This window comes from Sphingomonas sp. UYEF23 (assembly GCF_040546165.1).
GTDB lineage: Bacteria > Pseudomonadota > Alphaproteobacteria > Sphingomonadales > Sphingomonadaceae > Sphingomonas > Sphingomonas glacialis.
Genome location: NZ_JBEPNG010000006.1, coordinates 187,733 through 211,190, shown reverse-complemented (window position 1 = coordinate 211,190; position 23,458 = coordinate 187,733). Strand labels below are relative to the sequence as shown.

The 23,458-nt window shown below is 66.3% G+C and carries 18 protein-coding genes; 8 read left to right on the top strand and 10 right to left on the bottom strand.

The features are described from left to right. Nucleotides 1–12: 12 nt before the first annotated feature. Nucleotides 13–402: a Cu(I)-responsive transcriptional regulator gene (gene cueR, locus ABIB28_RS12905; RefSeq protein ID WP_133190876.1), complete on the bottom strand. Its 390-nt coding sequence runs from the start codon at nt 400–402 to the stop codon at nt 13–15. Beyond that, a complete protein-coding gene (locus ABIB28_RS12900) occupies nt 399–2,681 on the bottom strand; it encodes a heavy metal translocating P-type ATPase (RefSeq protein WP_354288527.1) in 2,283 nt (760 codons plus the stop codon). Before ABIB28_RS12900 ends, cueR begins: the two co-directional genes overlap by 4 nt. 387 nt (nt 2,682–3,068) lie before the next feature. Here ABIB28_RS12900 and ABIB28_RS12895 point away from each other — a divergent pair, with 387 nt between their 5' ends. After that, nucleotides 3,069–3,647 (top strand): chemotaxis protein CheB, encoded by a 579-nt coding sequence (locus tag ABIB28_RS12895; RefSeq protein ID WP_354288493.1) that lies wholly within the window; start codon nt 3,069–3,071, stop codon nt 3,645–3,647. Nucleotides 3,648–4,032: 385 nt separating this feature from the next. On the opposite strand, the gene ABIB28_RS12890 is transcribed toward ABIB28_RS12895, so the two are convergent. Next, nucleotides 4,033–8,424: a chemotaxis protein CheB gene (locus ABIB28_RS12890; RefSeq protein ID WP_354288492.1), complete on the bottom strand. Its 4,392-nt coding sequence runs from the start codon at nt 8,422–8,424 to the stop codon at nt 4,033–4,035. A gap of 392 nt (nt 8,425–8,816) precedes the next feature. Between ABIB28_RS12890 and ABIB28_RS12885 the strand changes: the two genes are divergently transcribed. Beyond that, nucleotides 8,817–9,185, top strand: coding sequence for a response regulator (locus ABIB28_RS12885; protein WP_322161284.1), 369 nt, complete (start codon nt 8,817–8,819; stop codon nt 9,183–9,185). A gap of 128 nt (nt 9,186–9,313) precedes the next feature. Here the strand turns inward: ABIB28_RS12885 and ABIB28_RS12880 are convergent, their stop codons facing one another. From ABIB28_RS12880 to ABIB28_RS12860, 5 genes are all read right to left on the bottom strand, one after another. Further along, entirely contained in the window at nt 9,314–9,892 is a 579-nt protein-coding gene (locus ABIB28_RS12880; RefSeq protein ID WP_354288490.1) for an oleate hydratase, read from the bottom strand. Between the two features lie 106 nt (nt 9,893–9,998). Continuing rightward, nucleotides 9,999–10,952: a transporter family protein gene (locus ABIB28_RS12875; protein ID WP_354288489.1), complete on the bottom strand. Its 954-nt coding sequence runs from the start codon at nt 10,950–10,952 to the stop codon at nt 9,999–10,001. A 5-nt stretch (nt 10,953–10,957) separates the two neighbouring features. Continuing rightward, on the bottom strand, nt 10,958–11,641 hold the full coding sequence (locus ABIB28_RS12870; RefSeq protein ID WP_354288488.1) for a MarC family protein: 684 nt from the start codon (nt 11,639–11,641) through the stop codon (nt 10,958–10,960). Next, nucleotides 11,638–13,158 carry a glutamine/gamma-aminobutyrate antiporter GadC gene (gene gadC / locus ABIB28_RS12865; RefSeq protein ID WP_354288487.1) on the bottom strand — a complete coding sequence of 507 codons (1,521 nt, stop codon included), beginning with the start codon at nt 13,156–13,158 and terminating at the stop codon, nt 11,638–11,640. The genes ABIB28_RS12870 and gadC overlap by 4 nt, the downstream gene beginning before the upstream one ends. Before the next feature lie 64 nt (nt 13,159–13,222). Then, entirely contained in the window at nt 13,223–14,995 is a 1,773-nt protein-coding gene (locus tag ABIB28_RS12860) for a pyridoxal phosphate-dependent decarboxylase family protein (protein WP_354288486.1), read from the bottom strand. 139 nt (nt 14,996–15,134) lie between these two features. Between ABIB28_RS12860 and ABIB28_RS12855 the strand changes: the two genes are divergently transcribed. Then, complete coding sequence (locus tag ABIB28_RS12855) at nt 15,135–15,290, top strand: hypothetical protein (RefSeq protein ID WP_354288485.1); 156 nt, start codon at nt 15,135–15,137, stop codon at nt 15,288–15,290. 160 nt (nt 15,291–15,450) lie between these two features. Beyond that, on the top strand, nt 15,451–16,638 hold the full coding sequence (locus tag ABIB28_RS12850) for a M20/M25/M40 family metallo-hydrolase (protein ID WP_354288484.1): 1,188 nt from the start codon (nt 15,451–15,453) through the stop codon (nt 16,636–16,638). 114 nt (nt 16,639–16,752) lie between these two features. On the opposite strand, the gene ABIB28_RS12845 is transcribed toward ABIB28_RS12850, so the two are convergent. After that, nucleotides 16,753–17,367: a hypothetical protein gene (locus tag ABIB28_RS12845; protein ID WP_354288483.1), complete on the bottom strand. Its 615-nt coding sequence runs from the start codon at nt 17,365–17,367 to the stop codon at nt 16,753–16,755. 200 nt (nt 17,368–17,567) lie between these two features. Here ABIB28_RS12845 and ABIB28_RS12840 point away from each other — a divergent pair, with 200 nt between their 5' ends. Genes ABIB28_RS12840 through phbB form a run of 3 tightly spaced genes read left to right on the top strand, consistent with a single transcriptional unit; the run spans nt 17,568 to nt 21,581 of the window. Beyond that, nucleotides 17,568–19,817 (top strand): xanthine dehydrogenase family protein molybdopterin-binding subunit, encoded by a 2,250-nt coding sequence (locus tag ABIB28_RS12840; protein WP_354288482.1) that lies wholly within the window; start codon nt 17,568–17,570, stop codon nt 19,815–19,817. Beyond that, nucleotides 19,817–20,821 carry a ferrochelatase gene (gene hemH / locus ABIB28_RS12835; protein WP_354288481.1) on the top strand — a complete coding sequence of 335 codons (1,005 nt, stop codon included), beginning with the start codon at nt 19,817–19,819 and terminating at the stop codon, nt 20,819–20,821. The genes ABIB28_RS12840 and hemH overlap by 1 nt, the downstream gene beginning before the upstream one ends. A 37-nt stretch (nt 20,822–20,858) precedes the next feature. Next, nucleotides 20,859–21,581 carry an acetoacetyl-CoA reductase gene (phbB, locus tag ABIB28_RS12830; protein WP_354288480.1) on the top strand — a complete coding sequence of 241 codons (723 nt, stop codon included), beginning with the start codon at nt 20,859–20,861 and terminating at the stop codon, nt 21,579–21,581. A 325-nt stretch (nt 21,582–21,906) separates the two neighbouring features. Here the strand turns inward: phbB and ABIB28_RS12825 are convergent, their stop codons facing one another. Further along, the gene (locus ABIB28_RS12825) at nt 21,907–22,305 is read right to left on the bottom strand and encodes a glycine zipper 2TM domain-containing protein (protein WP_189676154.1); all 399 of its coding nucleotides are present in this window, start codon (nt 22,303–22,305) and stop codon (nt 21,907–21,909) included. A 150-nt stretch (nt 22,306–22,455) separates the two neighbouring features. On the opposite strand from ABIB28_RS12825, the gene ABIB28_RS12820 reads away from it, so the two are divergent. Beyond that, complete coding sequence (locus ABIB28_RS12820; RefSeq protein WP_354288479.1) at nt 22,456–23,457, top strand: esterase-like activity of phytase family protein; 1,002 nt, start codon at nt 22,456–22,458, stop codon at nt 23,455–23,457. Nucleotide 23,458: the final 1 nt, after the last annotated feature.

The following is a 23,458-nucleotide window of genomic DNA, read 5'->3' as shown; positions in this document are numbered from 1 at the left end:
GTCGTGGCGACCCTATGCGGTATCGAGGGCGGCGATGATGGGGCAATCCGGCCGCCCGTCACCATGGCATCGTTCGGCGAGATCGAGCAGCGTATTTCGCATCGCCTCCAGTGCAAGGGCCTTGCGGTGAAGGTCGTCGGCGCGCGCCAAAGCGAGGCGCTTGACGTCGATGCTCTGGCGGTCGCGATCGTTCCACAATCCCAGCAGCGAGCGGATGTCCTCGATCGGGAAGCCCAGATCGCGCGCGTTCGCGATGAAGCGGAGGCGGTGCACATCGGCATCGGCATAATCGCGATACCCGCTGTCGCGGCGGAGAGGCGCCGGGATCAGGCCGATCGTCTCATAATGGCGGATCATCCGCTGCGAGACGCCGCTCGCCTGCGATGCTGGCCCGATTTTCACAGCTTGGCCCGGTTCAATCGCAACGCGTTGGTCACCACGGTGAAGCTCGACAGCGCCATTGCCGCGCCCGCGATCATCGGTGACAGCAGCAAACCCGTGACGGGATAGAGCACGCCGGCTGCTATCGGGACTCCGATGCCGTTGAACACGAACGAGAAGAACAGGTTCTGGCGGATATTGCGCATCGTCGCGCGGGCCAGACGGCGCGCGCGCACCATCGCCGCCAGATCGCCCTTGGTCAGCGTCATGCCCGCGCTCTCGATCGCGACGTCGGTGCCGGTGCCCATTGCCACACCCACGTCTGCCGCGGCGAGCGCGGGCGCATCGTTGATGCCGTCGCCTGCCATCGCGACCTTGGCACCCTTTGCCTGGAGCTCGCCGATGATCCGCGCCTTGTCTTCGGGTTTGAGCCCGGCATGGACCTCGTCGATCCCGCCGATTGCCGTGGAAACGGCTTGCGCGGTTGCCTCGGCATCGCCGGTGAGCATGACGATCCGCAACCCTTCCGCCTTGAGAGCGGCAATGGCGTCGCGCGCGGAGTCCCGAATGGGATCGGCGACCGCGATCAATCCGGCCGGCTTGCCCGCGATTGCGACGAGCATCACGCCCGCGCCGTCACGGCGATAGCGTTCCGCTGCCTCCGCGAGGGACCCCGCATCGACTCCGATTCGGTGCATCTGCGCCGCATTGCCCACCACGACCGCCTTGCCATCGACATGACCGCTGACACCCAATCCGGTCTGCGATGCAAACTGCGCAAGCGACCCGAGCTTCAGTTTTGCGTCCTGCGCGGCACGCAGGATGGCAGCGGCCAGCGGGTGCTCCGACTGGCCCTCCACGGCCGCCGCCGCCGCGAGCACCGTATCGCGATCGAAGCCGTCACCAGGCTCGATCGCGGTCACCTTCGGGCGGCCCTCGGTCAGCGTGCCGGTCTTGTCGATCACCAGCGTGTCGACAACGGCCATCATCTGAAGCGCCTCGGCATCCTTGATCAGCACGCCGCCGCGCGCACCACGCCCGGTGCCGACCATGATCGACATCGGCGTCGCGAGCCCCAACGCACACGGGCAGGCGATGATCAGCACCGCGATGGCGTTGAGCAACGCGTGACCGAAGCGCGGCTCCGGCCCCACCATATTCCAGACGACGAAGGTAAGGATCGCGACCCCCACCACCAGCGGCACGAACCAGCCCGACACACGGTCGGCGATCGCCTGGATGGGGGCGCGGCTGCGCTGCGCCTCGGCGACCATCTTGACGATCCGCGCCAAGACCGTGTCGGCGCCGACGGCACGCGCCTCGATCGCCAGCGAGCCGGTGCCGTTGATCGTCCCGCCGGTGACGGAAGCACCCTTCTGCTTGAGCACCGCTGCCGGTTCGCCGGTCAGCATCGCTTCGTCGACCGACGACCGGCCATCGACCACGATGCCATCAACCGGCACTGCCTCGCCGGGCCGCACCCGCAGCGTATCGCCGGTGGCGACGTCGGAGAGGGGGATTTCTTCCTCGCTGCCATCCTCGCGCAATCGCCGTGCTGTCTTCGGCGCGAGATCCATCAACGCGCGGATGGCTCGACCCGTCGCCGCGCGCGCGCGCAGTTCGAGGACCTGCCCGAGCAGCACCAGCGTCACGACGACGCCAGCCGCCTCGTAATAGACCGGAATGACCTTGTGCATGCGGAACGAGGGCGGGAACACGCCGGGCGCGATCGTCGCGACGAGACTATAGCTGAATGCCGCGCCGACGCCGAGCGAGACCAACGTAAACATGTTGAGGTGTCGCGTGCGGATCGACGTCCAGCCGCGCTGAAAGAATGGCGCACCCGCCCACAGGACGATCGGTGCGGTGAGCGCGAGCTGGATCCACGGCGAATATGTCGGCGGCACGAGCGTGATGCCGAGCATCTCGGCCACCATGGAAATCGCGAGCAACGGAACGCTCAATACCCCGGCCATCCAGGCTCGTCGGGTAAAATCGGTGAGTTCAGGGTTTGGCCCCGTATCGAGCGTCGGATCTTCGGGCTCGAGCGCCATGCCGCAGAGGGGGCACGTTCCCGGACCGTCGTTCCGGATCTGGGGATGCATGGGGCATGTCCATACTCCACCGGGGCCCGCTTTGGGCGCGGGTACGGGTTTGCCGGCGCGGTAGGTCTCGGGGGCTGCGATAAATTTGCTCCGGCAGCGCGCACTGCAAAAGGAATAGCGGTGACCTTCATGGTCGGCGTGATGTGCGGTCTTTGTCGCGTCCACGGTCATGCCGCAGACGGGATCGGTCACCATCCCGTCCGCTCGAGGACTGTCGGCATCGAGGCCGTGCACGGGAACATCGCTGGTCATCTGGGTCTCCATGCGAACCCAGATAGGGTCTGACACCGTGTCAGGGTCAAGCCCGGAGCCGGTCTGGTTCATGACGCACAACGCGCCGGCCATCACTTCGGCCCTGTGAACGCGGGAGCGTGCGTTGGCGCCCGGGGCAACCGCTGCGCCGCCGCCGTCACGCTGCTCGAGCGGAGCGGCAACTCCGAGCGATGCCGACCGAATGCCGGCACCGCACCAGAAAGCGTACGGGGTTCCGCGCAGAAATACCTATGGTCGATCACCGCCGCCCGTCGCGCGTGCCGACGCAGGACGTAGCTTGGCGCATTCACGCAAAGGAGCGTTCGTTCAATGACAGCTCGGGATATACCGATCATCTGCGTCGGCGGATCAGCGGGTGGCCTTGATGCGTACAAGCGCTTGCTCGACAATTTGCCGAGTGATCTCGGGGCGGCGATCGTGATCGTGAACCATTTGCGAACCGTCTCGACCCTGCTCCACGAAATCCTCCCGCGGCATACCGCGATGCCGGTCGAGCTCATTACCGAAGGGCTCGATATCCGACCGAACCACGTCTTCATCATCCCCGCGCAACGCGACCTGCACGTGCTGGACGGGGCATTTCGCCTCGCAGCGATCTCCAAACCGCGGGGATGGCCGGACGTCATCACCGTCTTCCTGCAATCGCTGACGCAATATTGGCATGGCCGGCTCATCGCGGTGATCGTGTCGGGCTATGACGGCGACGGTGCGGACGCGCTGTGCGGGATTCGCGCGTGCGGCGGGGTCACGATCGCCCAATTGCCAGCGTCCGCGATTCAGGCGGACATGCCCGACAGCGCCATTGCCAGTGGCTGCGTCGATTTTATCCTAGGTCCCGAAGATATCGCCGCTAAAATTGGAGAAATCCTCGGATCGGATAGCGAGTAGGCGTCCGTCGGCTCGCGATGGTTGTTCCGTGCGTAGTTTCCGATCCTTGGGCGGCCCTGTTCGTCACCATAGCATCTGGCCCGAGGACCGCTCCACCCCGCCGCGGTCGGCCAGAAAGACCAGCGCCATGTCAATCGAAACCAGAGCGTTTTTGCGCGACCGGGCACGCACCGAAGACCTGATCGCGGCGGCGACCGACTGTGGCCCCGCCGCATGGTCGCACGCCCATCTCGCGCGCCTCTACCGTGCGCGGTGTATCGACACGGTGGGAGAGGCCGCGGCGTGCTGCGATTGCTATATGCAGGCGGACTGCCGGACCCTGATATCGGCCGGATAGCGCGGTGCAGCGGCGCTATGCTCCGCTCGACCGCTGCAACGCCCTGCCTCAGACCGCCGCGCTTTCGGTCGGGGGCAGAGCCGAACGCGGCCGTGCCGCATTCCCGTCGGCGGCGGCTTGCGCGATCCGCGCGAGTTCGGGAAGCGACTTGGCTTGCATCTTGTGCATGACCGTAGCGCGATGGTTTTCCACGGTGCGCTGGCTAATCCCGAGATCGGCGGCGATGTTCTTGTTGGGATGGCCCGCCAAAACCAGGTCCATGACTTCACGCTGGCGGTCGGTCAATTCGCCGACATGCGCGGCCGCTTTCTGGTGCGCGTCATCCCGCAGCCGAAGGTCGTGTGACTGATCGATTGCACGCGCGACGCTCGCAAGCAATTCGACCCGGCCGACCGGCTTTTCGATGAAGTCGCAGGCGCCGCTTCGCATTGCTTTGACCGCGAGCCCGATATCGCCGCTGCCCGTGATCAAGATCGCGGGGAGATGGTTTGCGCGGGCGCGCAGTTGCTCGATCAGCGCCACGCCGCTCATCCCCGGCAAGTGCGCGTCGACCAGCAGGCACCCGTCATTGCCCGGCGCATAGGCTGCAAGAAACGCCTCTGCATTTGGGAAATCCTGGACACTGCGTCCATCGCCCTCCAGCACATCGCGGATCGTCGCCAGAATGTACGGGTCGTCGTCGACGACATAGGTGATCGATGGGCCCGCAATCGCAACAGCTCCGGCCGGGTGCAACGCCGACGGCAGTGCCCGGGCCAACAGGAGTTCGATCGCCGCGAGCAGGTCGCGCGCCTTCACCGGCTTGCTCAGTTGCACGCAGTCTTCTGCCGCGATCCGCGCCAGCGCCGCGCTCGATATGTCTCCGGTGAGGACGATTGCCGGGAGCCCGTGCGGCAGGGTCGCGCGAAGGCTGCGCAGGAGATCGAGGCCATCCCGGCCGCCGGGCAGGTTATAGTCGGTCAACAGCAGTTCCGGCTTGATCGCACTGCCCGCAACCAGCTTGATCGCGGATGCTGCATCGGCCGCGGTCTTGACGATATGCCCCTCGCGTTTGAGGAGTTGCTCCAGCAATTCGACGACATCCGGGTCGTCGTCGACGACGACGATCTTGCAGGTGCGCCGGTGCCCGTCCGGGGCCGCATCGGGTTCGGGTGGTTTGGCGACGGCGCCTGGCGGATCGGCGGCCGGGCAGGGAAGCGTGATCGTGAAGACCGAGCCCGCGTTCGGGCGCGAGCGAACGTCGATGGCATGTCCGAGCAAATGGCCGAGGCGTTGCACGATCGACAGGCCAAGACCCAGACCGAGGCTGCGTTCGCGCGCGGCGTTGTCGATCTGGTGAAATTCCTCGAAAATCGCGTGCAACTGATCGGCGGCGATCCCGATCCCGGTATCCCAAACTTCGATTCGAAGCGTGTCGCCGCGCCGTCGACAGCCGAGCAGGATCTTGCCCTGCTTGGTATATTTGATCGCGTTCCCCAGCAGGTTGCGAAGCATCTGCGTGAGCAGCGTGGCGTCGCTGTGAACCAACGCCGCACTGGGCAGGATGTGCAGCGACAAGTTACGGGCCTGTGCGAGATAACCAAACTCGTCGCGCAGCAGATCGAGCACGTCGGAGATCGGAAAGACCACCGGCCTTGCCTCCACCACGCCGGCTTCGATCTGGTTTATGTCGAGCAGTGCATTGAGCATGCCGGACATCGCGGCCAGCGTCTGGCCTTGGCGGGAGACGAGTTTTCTGGGCTTCTCGCCCTCGACGGTCTGGCTCAGCAGTTCCTGCAGCAGCGTCAGCGACTGAAGCGGCTGGCGCAGATCGTGGCTTGCTGCCGCAAGGAAACGCGACTTGGCAAGATTGGCGCGGTCCGCCTCGATCTTGGCGGCCTCGAGCGCCTTGGCGGTCATCTTTCGGTCGGTGGTGTCGGCGAAGGTGATGACGACGCCTTCGACGGCATCGTCATGCGTGCGATAGGGAAATACGCGGCGCAGAAACCACGTATCGTTCGGCGCGCTGATCTCGCGGTCGATCAAGCCGTGATCCGCCAGCACCTTGCGCGCATCCCCCAGCAGGTCGGGATCGGTCGCGATCGAGCGCAGGTCGGTGATCGGTCGTCCGATGTCGCTGGCGATGATGTTGAAGACCGACTTGATCGCGGGCGTATAGAACCGGATCTTCAAGTCGATGTCGAGAAAGAGCGTCGCGACATTCGTGCTGTAGAGCACGTTCTGCAGATCGTCCGAGGTCAGGCGCTGTCGTTCCAGCGTCTCCTGCAACTGGCTGTTGAGCGCGGTCAGTTCCTCGTTGAGCGACTGCAACTCTTCCTTGGACGTCAGCAATTCCTCGTTGGTCGACTGGAACTCCTCGTTGACCGAGAGCGCTTCCTCGTTGATCGTCTTCTGTTCCTGGCTCGACGTTTCCTGGTTCAGGATCGACGTCTGCAATTCCGCCTGGGTTGCCTCCAGTTCCTGCTCGAGCTCGGTGACGCGCGCGGCGTCACCGCGATTGGGGGATGCCGTCGCACCTGCGCTCTCGCCCGGTTCCTCGACGAAGCAGACGAGCAGCATGTCGTCCTGCCCGTCGACCACCGCCATGACATCGATCCGAAACCAGATGGCGATGCCGTCCTGCATCACGCGCGTCCGGCCGCCATCGACGCGCGGCGTCGCTTCGCTGACCTTGTCGATCGCGAGCCGCAACTTGGTGCGGAGCGTCGGGGACGCCATCGCAAGCAAGTCGAGCGTGGCATAGCCCGGCGGGATCCGCAGATAGCGATCGGTCGGCCCGATCGAATAGAGACACTGCCGCTTGCGATTGATCAGGATGGCGGCGGGCGCGTGGGTGGCGATGACGGCCCGGCGGCAAATGTCCGCCAGCGTGGCCTGGCGCTGCGACGAGGCGGACCGGCCCGTCGTCCCCGGCATCGGCAGCGCGTCGCCGAAGCTGACGGGAAAGCCCGCGGTGCCGGTCCGGCCGTGCGCAACGTGCCGGTAGATGCGTTCCGACTTGGCGATCACTTCGAACCGGTCTCCGGCGCTGCCCACCGTCTCGGACGATCCGAGCAGCAGGATGCCGCCTTCGCGGAGCGCGAAATGGAACAGCGATATGACCTTGGCCTGCGCCTCGGGGTTCAGATAGATCAGCAGGTTGCGGCAAGAGACGAGATCGATCTTCGAGAAGGGCGGGTCCGACAGTACGTCCTGGACGGTGAAGACGACAGTGTCCCGCAGCGCGGTCGCCACCCGGTAGCCGGCCTCGTCCCGAACAAAAAAGCGCGCGAGCAGGTCCGCGGGGACCGTGTTCTCGATATCGAACGGATACAGCCCCTCGCGTGCGGTCGCGATCGCGTCCGGGTCGACGTCGGAGGCGAAGAGCTTGAGTTTGATGTCGCGTCCCGACGCCTTGATCGCGTCGCGGCAGAGCATCGCGATCGAATAGGCCTCTTCACCGGTGCTGCATCCCGCGACCCAGATCCTGAGCGGTGTTTGCTCGGGGAGGAGCCGGACGAGGTCGGGAAGGATCGTCTGCGCCAACGCATCGAAGATCGCCGGATCCCGGAAGAAGCGCGTCACGTTGATCAGCAGGTCCTTGGCGAGCAGGTCGCGCTCGGCCGGCTCTGTGCGCAGCAGATCGAGATAGCCGGCAAGATTGCCGGGCGCGAGCGTGCGTAGCACGATCCGCCGCTCGATCCGCCGTTCCAGCGTCCCCGACTTGTACTGGCGGAAGTCGTGCGCCGTGTTGTCGTTGAGGAAGGCGATGATCGCGTTCAGGTCGGTCGATGCGGGCGGGGCGGGCATGCTCGGCGGGGCGGGCACGCTCGGTGCGGCGGCGGACTGCGCGATCGCGACTTTGCGGTCCGCCAGGGCCTGGGGGATGTCTTCCAGCGCAAGGGTCTGATCGACCAGCCCCGTTTCGATCGCGCTCCGCGGCATACCGTCATAATCGGCCTGTTCGGGCTTTTGCGCGATCGCATAGCCGCCTGCGGCTTTCAGCGCGGCAAGCCCGCCACTGCCGTCTGCGCCCGTTCCCGACAGGATTACGGCAATCGTCCGGTCACCGCATTCTTCCGCCAGCGACGCCAGCAGACAATCGAACGGCAGGCGCGCGCCATGGTGCGCCTGTTGCGGGGAAAGGGCCAGCGCGCCGTCTTCGACCGAAAGATATCGGCCGGGGGGAATGACGTAGATATGGTCGCGGCGGATCACGCAGCCATCGATCGCTTCGCCGATGTCCATCGTGGTATGATCGGCCAACAGGTCGACCATCATGCTCTTGTGCGTCGGATCGAGATGCTGAACGACGATGAACGCCATGCCCGTGGTGGGTGAGATCGCGTCGAGCAGTCTGGATGCCGCCTTAAGTCCCCCCGACGAAGCGCCTATCGCGACGATCGGGACCGACTCCGCAAGCCGCGGCCCAGCGACTTTGGGGGTAGCTTTTTGCGGCATCGGCGACGCCGGATGGGGCAGAGGCTGGTCGCTTGCCCCCACCGATGGTGTTTTATTTACGGTCATGAAATGGACGTAGCACTGTCTGGTCCCATCCATCCTACGCATAGTTACGCTGAAAAATAAATCGCCGGTGCGCACCATGAGCTTGAGTATTTTCCGAGACTGACTGCGCGCATTTTTCTGAGGCAGTACCGCGGACGACCCTGATGACAACGCCGTTCACGATCGTGCCCGGGTTCATGTCTATCGCCGACGGGGTGGCCTGGAGGCTAGACAGTGTACCCGAACCCGAACAGCTTGCCCAAGATCGTGCGCGCGCAGCCACCGGCGGTGCACCACGGTGTGCCCCGGCGTGGACGTCGCGCGGATGAGGCAAGGCGTGCGCGGCTGTGAGCCCTGGACGCAGAATCCTCCTCGTCGAGGATGACGTCCTGATCGCGATGGATCTTGCCGACCTGCTGATCGCGATGGGGCACGATGTGTGTCACATCGCATCGACCGAGAGCGATGCCGTGGCGGCGGCGCAGCGCTTGGCGCCCGATCTGCTGATCGTCGACGGCAATCTTGCCGAGGGCAGCGGAGTATCCGCGATGCGGCGGATCCTTGCCCGCGGCTTCGTCGCGCATTTCTATATGAGCGGGGATACGATCCAGCTCTTGAAGGCGGTGCCGGACGCCGTGGTGCTCGCCAAGCCTTTCACCCTGCATGCGCTCACGACTGCGATGGACACGGCAACGCGTGTTCGGGGCGGCCAGTGAGATGCCGCTCACGGTGATCGCGGTGCTGCGTGCAGCAAAGCCGAGATCCTCGAGACAGATGCGATGGCGGACCTGAACGCCACGATCATGCCGTCATGCTGGGTGTAAATGGTACGACAGATGTCGTCCTAGACATCGATCGCCGAGAAATGATCGATGAAGCGTCGCAAGTAGCGGCGGAATTCGATTGCGCTGTGCCACGGCTCGAACGCGAACAGCGCGCCCCATTCCAGCCAGAAGGTGGTCTCGAAGAAATGGGCCGCGAAGCAGTCGGTGATGCGCTTGTCGTCGAGCCTGCGCTCGGATCCACCGATCAGCGCGAGCAGGTCGATCCGGTCGTGCTCGGTGAATCCCATAGCGTGCGCATCCGGGCGAGAGCCGTCCAGATTGGCGAGCCGCACCTCATTGTCCCACCGCCATTCCGCAGCGGCTGGGTTGGCTTCCTCGGGCACCGAGATCGTCGGGTCGCTCGCCGAAGAAATGTCGTCGAGCACGTCGACGGTGCACTGGTACATCGCTTCGAGCATATGGCTGCCGCTCAGGAAATATCGGTCCTCGGCGCTACCGTGCGCATCGACCGCGCCGCCGCTCTGGTGACGTTCCTCGAGGATCGTGATGTCCGCGCCCGCGACTTCTCCATCCCGCAGCAGGATGACCGCCCCGGCAAGCGCGGCAATTCCGCTGCTGACGAGAGTATAGCTGCTCATGCGTTGATCCTCTTGTCCCAAGGATCCCGCGGTAGTCCCGTTCCCCCGGCGCGAGCAGCGTCGGAAATTACGCACACCATCGGGGTATCGCTCGACGCGACGAACGCTAGAACGCCACGGCAAATGCTATCTGGGGTGCGGCGTAGGACGGTGTATTGCGGCCCGCGACGGTCACTTCGACCCCCGCAATGAGCCCGGCGCGAGCCGACCAATTATATTCCAGCGCCGGCGCCAAGGTCGTTCGGCTTGCCCGCCGGCCCGTGGTCCGTCGCACTGTCCCGCTGGCATCCACGCCCGTCAGCCGCGAACCACCGGCATCGCTCCGGACAAGATCGAGCGCAATCACCCAGCGCTGGTCGAGCGCATAGCCGGCGGCCACACCGACCTGCGCGGACACGCCCGGCATGGCGTGGCCGACGAAGCCGTCCGTCGTGCCATAGACGCTCAGATCGCGAACGCCCGCCGACGCCAGCGCCTCGGTCATTGAGGCGAAGAGCCGGAGACGAACCGGGTGGCCGCCCGCGGTGTCAAACAGCGATTCGACGACGATCCCCTGTTTTGCCAGCAGCGCGCCGGTGCCGAGCCCGTCGAGCACGGTCGTCAGGCGGTCGTAGCGGCCGATCGGCAGCACGAGGCCGGCGCTCGCGGTGATCGAGGGCGATCCGGTTCGGCCATTCTCATCCGTCAGGCGATATTCCAGCTCGATCGGCAGATCGGCGATCCCCAGGCCCCGCGCGTCATGCCCATCGGTCACGCGGACGACCGTCGGCAGCGCCTGAAAGCTCACCCGGTCGGTGAGCGCATATTTCACGACCGTCACCGACTGCGTCTGCTGCACGCCGTCTCCGCCGGAGTGGCGATGGCCCCGATCGTCATAGGCGCCGGTATCGATCTTGTAGATGAGATAGGGTTCGATCGCGAGCGTCCCCGCCGTCGACAAGGCTGGCGACGACGCCTCGAGCGAGCCGGTGAACCATTGATTGCGAACCGCGAGGTCGCCGTCCTGCGCCAGCGCTGCGCCAGGCGATCCCAGCGCGCACAGGGCGACCGCGGCGCACACCGTCTTCATCGCCCGCCGAGCCCGGGAAACAGCACGACCAGCGCGCTCGCCATCCCGCCGACCGCGATCGCGACGACGAGCAGGCCGAAGATCTTTTCGGTGATCAGCAAGGCCTTCTCCCCGATCACCCGCGTGATCGGCGCGGCCAGGAAATCGAGCGCGACGATGACCGCCGCATTCGCCAGGATCGCGGCCATCGCGGCGAGATAGACCGGGCGACTGCCGCTGCCCCAGGCGATGATGACCGACAAGACCCCGGGGCCGGCATAGATCGGGAAGCCCAGCGGCAGGATTCCGACCGATGCGGGGGAGGGGGCGACGGCATCGTGCGCGGCGACCGGCACATGCGTGTTGGACGCGCGGTGGTGGTGGCTGCGGACGGGCGTCGCTTCGCTCGGGGTCGGGGCGTTGAGCATCTGCCAGCCGATCACGCCGATCACCGCCATTCCCGCCACGCGCAATGCGGCGATGCTGACACCGAAGACGCCGAGCGCGGCATTGCCGACGAACAGCGCGAGCAGCCCCGCGACGACATAGGTCGCCGCCGCCATCAGCGCGGTGCGACGCTGGTCCCCTTGTGTCTGGCCAGCGGTAGCAGCGATGAACAACGGCAGGACCGCGATCGGCGCGGTGATCGCGAACAGGCCGACGGTCATCGTCACCAGCGCGCTGGTGTCGAGTGCCGTCACGCCGCGGTTTCGAACGGTTCGAAGTCCGACTCCGCCGCCTTCCAGTCGGGCTTGTGAAAGGCGTAGATCACGAAGGGAATGGCGAGGAAGACCGCCGACCCGACCACCAGCGCGCCGACATAGAGCACCGGGCTGCCCGTGCTGATCTGCGCCGGCGGGATGAAGCTGAACCCCAGCGCGACGAGCGCCCCGGCGAGCCCCAGCAGGCCGACCAGCCACATCCCGACATTCCCGCCGGGAATGCGGAACGGCCGCTCGCGGTCCGGCTGGGTGTAGCGCAGCCGGATCGCGGCGACGTACAGCAGGACGTACATCACCAGATAGATGATCGTCGCCATCTGGCTGAGCAGTTGATAGGCCGATTCGACCGACGGCAGCACGGTGAACGCGACGCACAGCAGCGTGACGAGCAGACCCTGCAGGATCAGGATCGCGACCGGAATGCCGTGCGCGTTGGTCTTCTGCAGGGCATGCGGCAAATACCCCGCCTTGCCCACCGCGAGCAGCCCGGTCGAGGGCCCCGCGACGATCACGCTGACTTGCCCCAGCACGCCAAACGCCAGCATCGCCGCCATCACGTTGCCGAGCCACGGCAGCCCGAACGCCGCCCACAGTTCGTTATAGGCGACGAGCAGCCCGCGGTTGATGTCGATCGCCTCGCGCGGGATCACCGCACCGACCGCGAGCGTGCCGAGCACGAAGATCACCACGACCATGACCGTCGCGATCAGCACCGACAGCGGATAATTGCGCGTCGGGTTCTTGAGGTCCTGCACATGGACCGCCTGCATCTCCATGCCCGCGAAATAGAGGAAGACGCTCGCCGCCAGCACCATGTTGTGGAAATCGCTGAAGTCGGGGATCAGGCTGGCGTGCAGGTCGAGGTGCATCGGCTTGCCCGCCGCGACATAGGCGACGCCGAGCGCGATCAGGATCGCGCCGGGGATGATCGTCCCGAACAGACCGCCGAGCCAGCTCAGCCGGGTCGATGCCGCCATGCCGCGGAAGGTGACCAGCGTCACGAACCAATAGACCGCGAGCAGGACGGTGATCGTGTAGACCTTGTTGTCGGCCAGCGCCTGGTCGAACGCGGGCGGCCACCAGATATAGGCGAGCGCGGCGGCGGCGAAGATCAGCACGGTCGGGAACCAGATCACCACCGCCTGCCATTGATAATAGATCGCGGCAAAGCCCCAGCGCGGGCCGAACGCCTCGCCGATCCAGCGGAACACGCCGCCTTGCTTGGGGAAGGTCGCGGCGAGTTCGGCAGCGACCAGCGTCACAGGTACCAGGAACACGATCGCGGCGAACAGGTAATAGAAGATCGACGCCATGCCGTATTCGGCCTGGGCGGGCATGCCGCGCAGGCTGACGATCGTCGTCACGTTCATGACCGCGAACGCCAGCATGCCGATCACGATCTTGGGTTGTGGCTTGGTCTGGCCGCCATGCGCGAGCCACCCCGCGGGCTTGGGCGTGCCGCCGGGCATGGCGGCGGCGGGCGAGGGCTCGGTCATGGGAACAGCCTTGAAAAAGCGCGCCGCCGACTGTTGCCGGCGGCGCAGACGTCGGACCAAGTGTTTAGCGCTCGAGCACTTCGTCGCGCGCTGCCGCGACGCAGTGCAGCGCCCATTGCATCGTCTCGGGCGTGATGAAGACGTTCATCGGAAACGATTTCAGCGCGTAGACGACGGCTTCGTCGTCGGTCCCGTCGCGATTGTAGGTCGTGGCGCGAAAGCCCGTGCTGAAGCTCATGTACGGCGTGTACTTGCCGTCGATCTGCTTGCCGCTACGGAACCATTCGAACAGTTTGTTGCCGACCGCTTCGGTCAAATGGTTATGCTTGATCAGGTCGCTGCGCAGCGCCGGGTCGCTCAGCTCGCGACCGAACTGGACCTGCGCGTCGATATCCTCGGGATAGACCCGGAACAGCGTGATCAGTCCGGTGTCGTCGGGGTTGACGCACACCATGTCGGGATGGCTGCGGATCAGGTCGTAGAGGTAGTATTTGGTCTCGAGGATGCCGCCGAGGATCGCCTGCATCCCTTCCTTGCCGAAATATTTGAGCGTCGCCCAACCCGCGAGCGAGCCCGATGCGGTGCGCGAGACTTCGAGCGTATAATACATCGGATTGTACGGCGTGCGCGCCTGCAGATAGGCGTCCGCGCCGCGGCGGTGGATCGACTCGAACTCGGTCGCGTCGCGGTACAGGAAGCAGCTGCTGACATAGGGCGCCCAGCCGACCTTGTGGAAATCGATCCCGACGCAATCGGCATGATCGAGCGCGCGCATCGCTTCGCCATTACGGCGCAGCACGGGCAGGATCCGCTCGGAGAATTCGAGCGGATTGGCGTCGAAATCATAATCCTTGAAATAGACCCACGACCATCCGACGACCGCATCGGCATAGAGCACCGCCTTGCCAAAGCCTGCGGGATTGGGGTGACGATCCATCACTTCGCGGACCAGCGCGATCGGATCGAACGCGCTCGCATCGGTCGTCCCCATCGTGCAGACGACGGTCGCGACCGGAATGCCGCGCGCCGCGAAATCGGTCAGCAGCTCCTCGAGATGGCCGAGGTCCATCTGGTTGGTCGCGACATCGGTGCGGACATGGACGATATTGTCCATGCCGAGGCCGAGCCAGTCGGTCGCGTTCTGCTGGACGTAATGCGCTTGCTGCGAACAGATGACCTTGGCGTCGGTTCGCACGCCCTTGTCGCGGGAGTCCTTCAGGACGCGCGTCAGCCCGTATTTCAGCCCGTAGGTCCAGCAACCGCCACCGCCATAGGTGTAGATCGCGCCGCTGTTGACCGGGGTCCAGCCGAACATGTTGGCGACCATGCCCGCGGTCTCGAGCTCGGCACGGTGGACGTTCCACGCATATTCGCCCTCGAGGATGTTGGCGGAGAACACCTGCGACAGCATCGACGCGACGACGGCCGCGGTATTCGACTGCGGGATGACGTTGCACATCGTCAGCGGGTTGCCCCAATTGGGCGCGCCCTCGAACAGCTTGACGACATCGTCGAGCACTTGGTCGAGATCGCCCATCGCCTGCGGCACGGTGATGTTCTTGACGTCGGGATAGGCATACGTGAGCGCCGGGTTCTTGCCGAGAAAGGCCGGGCCGCCCTTTTCGGGGCGCAGCATGTCGAGCTTCTCGACGAATGTGTTGATCTGGCGCGCGAGCGGATCGTCATCGCCGCGAAAGGGCGAGGGAAATTCGCCTGCCATCTTGGCGTGGTATTTCGCCCATTTGGGCGATCGCGCGGCGGACGACGGGGTCTCGCCATCGCGCTCGGTGGATGCCGCATGCGCAATGGCTGCAGCGGCGTGGGTCCGGTCGTGCATCGCAATACCTCTGATCAAGGGGCGGGAGAATGCCGCCTGATCGGCGCACCGCGGGCCGCGCGTCAGCCTCGGAAAATACCCAGCATGGGGCACGGCTTGGCCGCGCGACTCCCTTGACCTTGAGCGCTTGGATCAGCGCATGCAGCGCACCGGCCGGAAGGCGCCTGCCATCCGCACGGCGCAGACGCTGGCGATGTCCGCTGCGTTCGGTGGCATCAAGCACTCCGGTATCGGCGGGGAGAATGGCGTGTTCGGGCTCGAAGCGGATCTCGAACGCAAAGCCGTGATCGGCTGACGCGGCGCCATTTCGGGTATGGCGCCCAGCCGATCCTCGGCTACGATGGAGACACATGCCGCTGATCCTTTACGGATTATGGCGGCGAGAAGGGGACGCCTTGAACCACCGCCCGATCCAACCGACGCCCCAGAGCGTCCTTCGCGCCCTTTCCGCGGCGATGGCCCTCGTCCTGACCGCCCCCGTCCTGACCGCCCCGGTCCTCGCCCAGCCGACGGCGCAGCCGGTCGATCCGGTCCGCGTGCTGGTCAAGCGGCTTGATCTGGAGCGCTACAAGGCGACGATCAAAGCGCTCACCCAGTTCGGCGATCGCCGCCAGGGCACCGCGCGCAACCGCGCCGCGACCGACTGGATCGAAGCGCAACTCAAGAGCTATGGCTGCACCAATACCGAGCGCTTGAAGTACACGTTCGGCGAAGAGCCCGTCCATACGGTCGCACCGGCCAAGGCAGCGGTAGTGGCCGGGTCGGACGAACCCGGCCGGTCGGTCGGTGGCGGGCGCTCGCGCGGCTTCACGCGCAAGACCGGCGTGAACAGCGATCCTGGCGCGCAGTCTGACCCGCGGATCAGGGCGCTGGACACGCCCCCGGCGGTCCCGGGCGCGCGCGAGGAGGTCTATTGCACCAAGATCGGGAGCGGCCACCCTGGCGAGATGTATATCGTCAGCGCCCATATGGACGGGATCGGCTTTGGCGAAGCCGCCAATGACGACGGCTCGGGCACGGCGCTGGTGATGGAATTGGCGCGCGTGTTCAGCAGCCCCGACGTGCAGACCGATCGTTCGATCCGCTTCATCCTGTGGAACAACGAGGAGACCGGCCTCAACGGCGCGAAGGCCTATGTCGAGCAGCGGGCGGCACTGCAAGGCAAGGAGTCGCCTGCCGGATCGGGCCGCTACCCCGAGCCGAAATGGCTCGGCGTAATGCAACACGATATGATGCTGTTCGATCACGGCATGCCCCGCGCCGACGGCAGCATGAGTCCGGTGCAGCGTCCCGAGGCCGACGTGAACATCGAATTCCAGTCTGCATCCAAACTGGCCGGCCAATCGCAGGAATTGGCTTGGGCGCTGCAGGCGGCGAACGAGCGGTACGCGACAGACTATCCGGCCGCGGTCGGACGGCACATGACCAACACCGATTCGAGTCCGTTCATGGACCTGGCACCGGCCGTCAGCCTCCGCGAGAATGACCGCGGCGCGCAGGTCGGAAGCGGCTGGGACCCCCAGTGGCACCAGCCGAGCGACCTCTACAGCACCTATGACGACAAGGATTTCCGCCTTGGGCTGAACGCGGCGCAGACCACGCTGTCTGCCACGGCGCACCTGGCGGGTGCGACGCTGCGCTAGACGCGGCTGCCGATCCGCGGCCGCGTTTCGAGCGGTCGCGGTTTCCTCAGCGGATCCTCCGCGGCGTCGGCAAACGGCCGCGCCACCCTGATGCCGCCGGGCGGGGCCGCGGCGTCACAGCGGCACCCCGTCCTTGTCGAGCATCTCGAAGCGGTAGCTGCAGCCGTAGAAGGTCTTGCCCGGATGCGTCGTGGCGTTGGAGATGGTCCGCGCGACGACCATATGGCTGCCGTAGCTTTGTCCCTCCGCCGCCGGCTCGGTGACGTCTTTCAGAATGCGCTCGCCCATGAATTTGCGGAACGGGACCGCAGCCTCCGCCTGCGCATCGGTCATGGTGCCGGTGTCGACGAGCGCGGCGATCATCGGGTCGCTGGACATGGCGTTTTCGACCTGCTCGGGGCGCGCGACCGTAGCTGGCTCGGGCAAGTCGAGGATGGCGAGGATCGCGTTCGCGGTGAACGCGATCCGGCGGGTGCTGTACGCGCCGGCGACGGTGATTGCCTGCGGCAGCTCATATTCGTTCAGGAAGGCATTGCGCGAGGCGATCCGTTTCCAACGGCGCGTTTGCGCGAGTTTCTCCTCGCCATCGATCGCCATGGCGAACTGCGTGTAGCCGGGGACATCGAGGCGGCAGTTTATGGCGTCGACCTCAGATGTGCTCGCGGGACCGCCATTTGCGGTGTCGGCGTGCTGCAATGCTGAGGCCAGCGCGAGCGCGTAGAGAGACATCATCCGCCCGTGATAGCCCTACGCCCGGCATTTGCCAGCAGCTGCGCGGCACCGGACCCGGGCACGATCAGGCTCGAATCATCGACACGCGGTCGCGGCGCTTCGATGCCGCCATGCCGCCTTGCAGTCTGTCTGCATCCGGTCGCCGCGCGGTGCACAGCGAACTGGCGGCGCACCGCGCGGCGCGATAGAGCTTGGCGATGGCATCCCCCACGCTCCCCACGGTCGACCGTCGCACGCTGCTGATCGCGGGCGGCGCGGGGATCGGTCTGGTCGTCGCGTGGCAGCTGTGGCCGCGCAATTATGTCGGCAATCTCACCGCCGACCCTGGCGAGACGATCTTCGGCGCGTGGCTCAAGATCGGCGACGATGGACGCGTCATCGTCGCGGTGCCGCAGGCCGAACATGGCCAGGGCGTCTATACCGCGCTGCCGCAGATCGTCGCCGACGAGCTCGGCGCCGACTGGCGCACCGTCGGGGTCGAGCCGGCGCCGAGCAATCCGCTTTACGCCAACCCGTTCGGCGCCGAGCAATTGTTCGAACAGCCCGATAACGGCCTGCTCAAGCATTGGCGCGATGGCCATGCGGTGCGGATCGGGCTGACGCTGACCGCAGGGTCGAGCTCGGTGCGCAGTTTCGAGGATCCGCTGCGCGCGGCGGGGGCAGCGGCGCGTGTCCTGCTGTGCAAGGCAGCCGCCGCGCGGTGGAAGATCGATTGGCAGGCCTGCACCACCGGCGAGGGCTTCGTCGTACACGGCAAGGACCGGCTGCGCTTCGGCGAGCTCGCGGTCGAAGCGGTGCGCGATTTCGGGAGGGCGGCGCTGCCCGATCCGCTTCCGCTGCGCAGCGATCCCGCCGGGCGGCTGTCGGGACAGTCGCTGCCGCGGCTCGATGCGCCGTCGAAGGTCGACGGTTCGGCGACCTTTGCCGGCGACGTCCGGCTCCCCGACATGGTCTATGCGAGCATCCGCCAGGGTCCGGTCGGCGACAGCCGAGTGGTGCGCGTCGATCGTGCTGCGGCCGACCGCGTTAATGGCGTGCTGCAGGTCGTCACCAACGATCGCTGGGTCGCGGCGATCGGGAATACCTGGTGGTCGGCCAACCGCGCGCTCGATGCGCTCGCGCCGCGCTTCGAGACCAGGGGGCCGATTGTGAACAGCGCGAGCATCGCCGCTGCGCTCGCCGCCGCGCTGGCAGCGCCGGGGACGCAGATGGTCGCGCAAGGCGATGTCGCCGCGGCGTTCAAGGGCGCGCGGCTGGTCAGCGCGGCGTATCAGGTCGGGCTCGCGCCCCACGCTGCGCTCGAGACGATGACCGCGACTGCGCAGTTCAGCCATGGCCGGCTCGAACTGTGGCTGCCGACGCAAGCCCCAGGCGTGGCGCGCGCCGCAGCAGCGGCGGCGATCGGGATTGCCGAGGATGCAGTGCTCGTCCACCCGATGCTCATCGGCGGGTCGTTCGGCGCCAATCTCGAGACCGAGTGCGCGGCGCAGGCGGCGGTGCTGGCGCACGCGATCAAGCGTCCGGTCCAGCTCGTCTGGAGCCGGGTCGAGGATCTGCTGCACGATCGCTATCGCCCGCCGGCGCACGCGCGGATGACCGCGCGGCTCGGCACCAACGGCCAGATCCTCGGGCTTTCCGCCAAGATCGCCGCACCCGCGACGGGGCACGACCTCGCGCGGCGGATGTTCGCGCACGACGCGGGCACGAGCGCCGCGCTCGCGCTCGCCGGGGCGGCCGACCCCTATGCCGTCGCGGGCGCGATGCCGGCGTATCGCATCCCCGCCGTCGCGATCGATCACCATCCCGCCGAGATCGGCGTGCCGACCGGGCATTGGCGCTCGGGCGCGCACAGCTACACCAGTTTCTTCACCGAATGCTTCCTCGACGAACTCGCGCATGTCGCCGGAACCGAGGCCTTGTCGTTCCGCATCGCCATGCTCGGCGGCGACGCGCGGCTCGCGCGGTGTCTCTCGACCGCCGCCTCGCTCGGCGGCTGGGAAGGCGGCGTCGCGGGAAGCGGGCAGGGGATCGCCTGCCACAGCTTTCGTGGCAGCCACATCGCGGTGCTGGTCGAGGCGCATGTCGGCGAGGGGCAGGCGGTCAGCGTCGACCGCATCGTCGCCGCGGTCGATTGCGGGCGGCAGATCAACCCCGACCTCGTCCGCCAGCAGATCGAGGGCGGGCTGCTGTTCGGCATGGCGGCGGCGACGGGCTGCACGACGGGCTTCAAGGATAATCTTGCGACCGTTCGCGGGTTCGGCGGCCTCGGGCTGCCAAGGCTCGCCGACACGCCCGATATTACCGTCGAGCTCGTGCCGAGCGAGGCCGATCCGGGCGGGGTGAGCGAACTTGCCGTGCCGCCCGTCGCGCCAGCGATTGCCAATGCGCTGCAAGCCGCTACGGGCTATCGCCTGCGGAGCTTGCCGCTAATGCCCGGAACCCTGTGATGCTGCCTGCCGATCATCCCCCCATCCCCAAGCGGAAAGTCGGCATCTTGCTGACCAATCTCGGCACGCCCGACGGCGCCGATACCAAGTCGGTCAAACGCTATCTGGCGGAATTCCTGTCGGACCGGCGCGTGGTCGAGATTCCGCCGCTGATCTGGCAGCCGATCCTGCGCGGCATCATCCTCAACACGCGGCCGCAGAAATCGGCCGAGGCCTATGCGCAGGTGTGGAGCGAGGACGGATCGCCGCTCGCCGCGATCACCAAGGCGCAGAACAAAGCGCTGCAAGGCGCGTTCGGGCCGGGCGTGATGGTCGATTGGGCGATGCGCTACGGCAAGCCGTCGATTCCCGAGCGGTTGCAAGCGATGAAGGATGCGGGCTGCGAGCGGATCCTCGTCGCGCCGCTCTATCCCCAATATTGCGGCGCGACGACCGCGACCGCCAACGACAAGGCGTTCGAGGCGCTGGCCAAGATGCGCTGGCAGCCCGCGTTGCGCACGCTCCCCCCCTATCATGACGATGCCGTCTATATCGACGCGCTCGCGACCTCGATCGAAGCGGGCGTCGCGGCGCTCGATTTCGAGCCGCAGGCGATCGTCGCGAGCTTCCACGGCATGCCGCAGCGCACGCTCGAACTCGGCGATCCGTATCACTGCCATTGCCAGAAGACCGGGCGCTTGCTCGGCGAGCGGCTGGGGAAGCCGCTGATCGTGTCGTTCCAGTCGCGCTTCGGGCGCGCGAAATGGCTCGAGCCGGCGACCGACATCACGCTCGAGGAATTGCCGGCCAAGGGAATCACCAAGATCGCGATCGTCGCACCCGGTTTCTCGGCCGATTGTCTCGAGACGCTCGAGGAACTGGCGATCCGCGGGCGCGAGAGTTTCGAGGAGAAGGGCGGCACGCATTTCGCCTATATCCCGTGCCTTAATGCCAGCGACACCGGTGTCGAAATGTTGCGCACTTTACTCGCGCGTGAACTTGAAGGCTGGGTGAGCGCCGCTTAGCGTGGCGCCCGGACACAGATCCTTTGAGGAGAGTAGAATGGCACGCGTCGCGATCGTAACCGGCGGAACCCGCGGGATCGGCGAGGCGATCAGCCTTGCGCTCCAGGATCACGGGATGACCGTCGCAGCGACCTATGCCGGCAATGACGACCGCGCGCGCGACTTCACCGAGCGCACCGGAATCGCCGCGTACAAATGGGACGTCGCCGATTATGACGCCTGCCAGGACGGGTGCGCACGTGTCGTGGCCGATCTCGGGCCGATCGATGTGCTCGTCAACAATGCCGGCATCACGCGCGACGGCACGATCATGAAGCTCAGCTACCAGGCGTGGAAAGAGGTGATCGACACCAATCTCGGCGGCTGCTTCAACATGGCCAAGGGCGTGTTCCCGGGGATGCGCGACCGCAAATGGGGGCGGATCGTCAATATCGGGTCGATCAACGGCCAGGCCGGGCAGTACGGCCAGGTCAATTACGCCGCAGCGAAATCGGGTATCCACGGCTTCACCAAGGCTTTGGCGCAGGAGGGCGCGCGCGCTGGCGTGACGGTCAATGCGATCGCGCCGGGGTATATCGACACCGACATGGTGGCGGCGGTGCCGGCCGATGTGCTGGAGAAGATCGTCGCGAAGATCCCCGTCGGCCGCTTGGGCCAGGCGAGCGAGATCGCGCGCGGCGTTGCGTTCCTGTGCTCGGACGAGGGTGGGTTCGTGACTGGGTCGACGCTCAGCATCAATGGCGGGCAGCATATGTACTGACGGGCGCAGGCGCGGCCCCGCCCGCGCCGATGCGCCTGCGGCGCAGCGCCCGGCACGGCCGGCGGACGGGGTTCACCCCGATCCGGCCGACGGCTTTGCCGGCGGCGATCCCAGCCAGACGGATAGCTAAAGAAGAGGCCGGCCTCCTCGAGGAGAAGCCGGCCTCACACCCTCGCTTTGCGTGCGCCGAGGGTAACTCTGAAATCCTCCAGCGCCGGCGGCAAAGCCGCCGTCGGTCGGGTTCGCCCGGGGGGCGACCCGCCGGCCGTGCCGAGTGCTGCGGGCTAAGCCCGCATCGGCGCGGTCGTAGCCGCGCCTGCACTCGTCATCGGCAGCGCTGCCCGTCCTTCTCGATCGCGCGCCCGGCCAGCGCACCACCGCCTGCGCCGAGCACGGTGCCGAGCGTCCGGTCGCCGCGCCCTGCGATGGTGTTGCCGAGCAGACCGCCCGCGATCGCGCCGAGGATCGTTCCCGTATTGCCCGAATTGCAGCGCGAACGGTTGTAATAGCGGCGGTCGTCATAGCGCCGCCCATCGTCATACCGGCGGTCATCGCGGTATGCGCGGCGGTCCTGATAGCCATCGTCACGATTGTAGCCGTCGCGATAGGCCTGGGCGTAGGCATAGCTCTGATCGTCATAGCGCTGCGCGGCAGCGGGCGTTGCGGCCAGGCCCGAGGCGGTCATGGCAATCGCGGTAGCGGCGAGCGTGAGCGTCTTCATCATGATGCGTCTCCTGGTAGGCGGTGTTCCAATGCTGACGGTATGGCGACTCGCTGCTGAGGTAAGCCTGAATGCGCTTGTTACCCACCGTTCATCGCAGCACTGGGTCGAAACGCGGTTGCGCGCGCTTGATGCCTCCCGCAGGGGCGGGGAATGCGAATTCTGTGGTCGGTCCTGCTGTGCGTCGTTCTCGTTCCCGACTGGATGGGAGCGCAGCGGCGCGAGGTGTTCGACCCAGCCTATCCCTTTCAGGTCGAGCCGGTCGAGCTCGACTTCGCCGATCCGCACCGCACGCGCGTGGGGGATCTGGCGTGGCTCGGCGGGATCAAGCTGTCGAGCGGCGACCCCGCCTTTGGCGGCTTTTCGTCGCTGCACGTCGCGGGCGACCGCTTCACGCTGCTGAGCGACGGCGGCGATGTGCTGCGCTTCACGATGGGGCGCGATTTTCGTGTCCATCAGCGCAGTATCACCACGCTCCCCGACGGACCGGGGCAGGGCTGGAGCAAGCGCGACCGCGACAGCGAATCGATGAGCGTCGACCCGAAGACCGGCGACGTCTGGGTCGGGTTCGAAAGCTATAACCAGTTCTGGCGCTACGATTCGGGCTTTCATCGCGCGCTGGCGCATGTCGCGCCGCCGGTGATGAAGAACTGGCCCGAGAATGAGGGGCCCGAGGCGATGACGCTGCTGCCGGGCGGCGGGATGGCGACGATCAACGAGACGACGCCCTGGCCCGATCAGCCCGGGCGGGGCGGGATCGTTTTCTATGGCGATCCGGTCGTGCACCCGCGCGGCGGCTTCCGCTTCAACTTCATTCCGCCCGAGGGGTATGACGTGACCGATATGACGGTCCTTCCCGACGGACGCTGGCTGATCCTCAGCCGTCGCTTCGCGCAGCTGCGCTTTTCGAGCACGCTGACGATCGTCGACGCACAGCAGGTCAAGCCGGGCGCGAGCGTGCGCGGACGCGACATCGCGACGATCGCGGCACCGCTGCTGCACGACAATTTCGAGGGAGTCGCCGCCACGCGCGAAGCGGGCACGACGATTATCTGGCTCGTCTCGGACGATAACCAGTTCGCGCTAGAGCGCAGCCTGCTGTTCAAGTTCAGGCTCGATCCGGTCGAGCATAAGCCCGACCGGAGCAAAGGGTAGG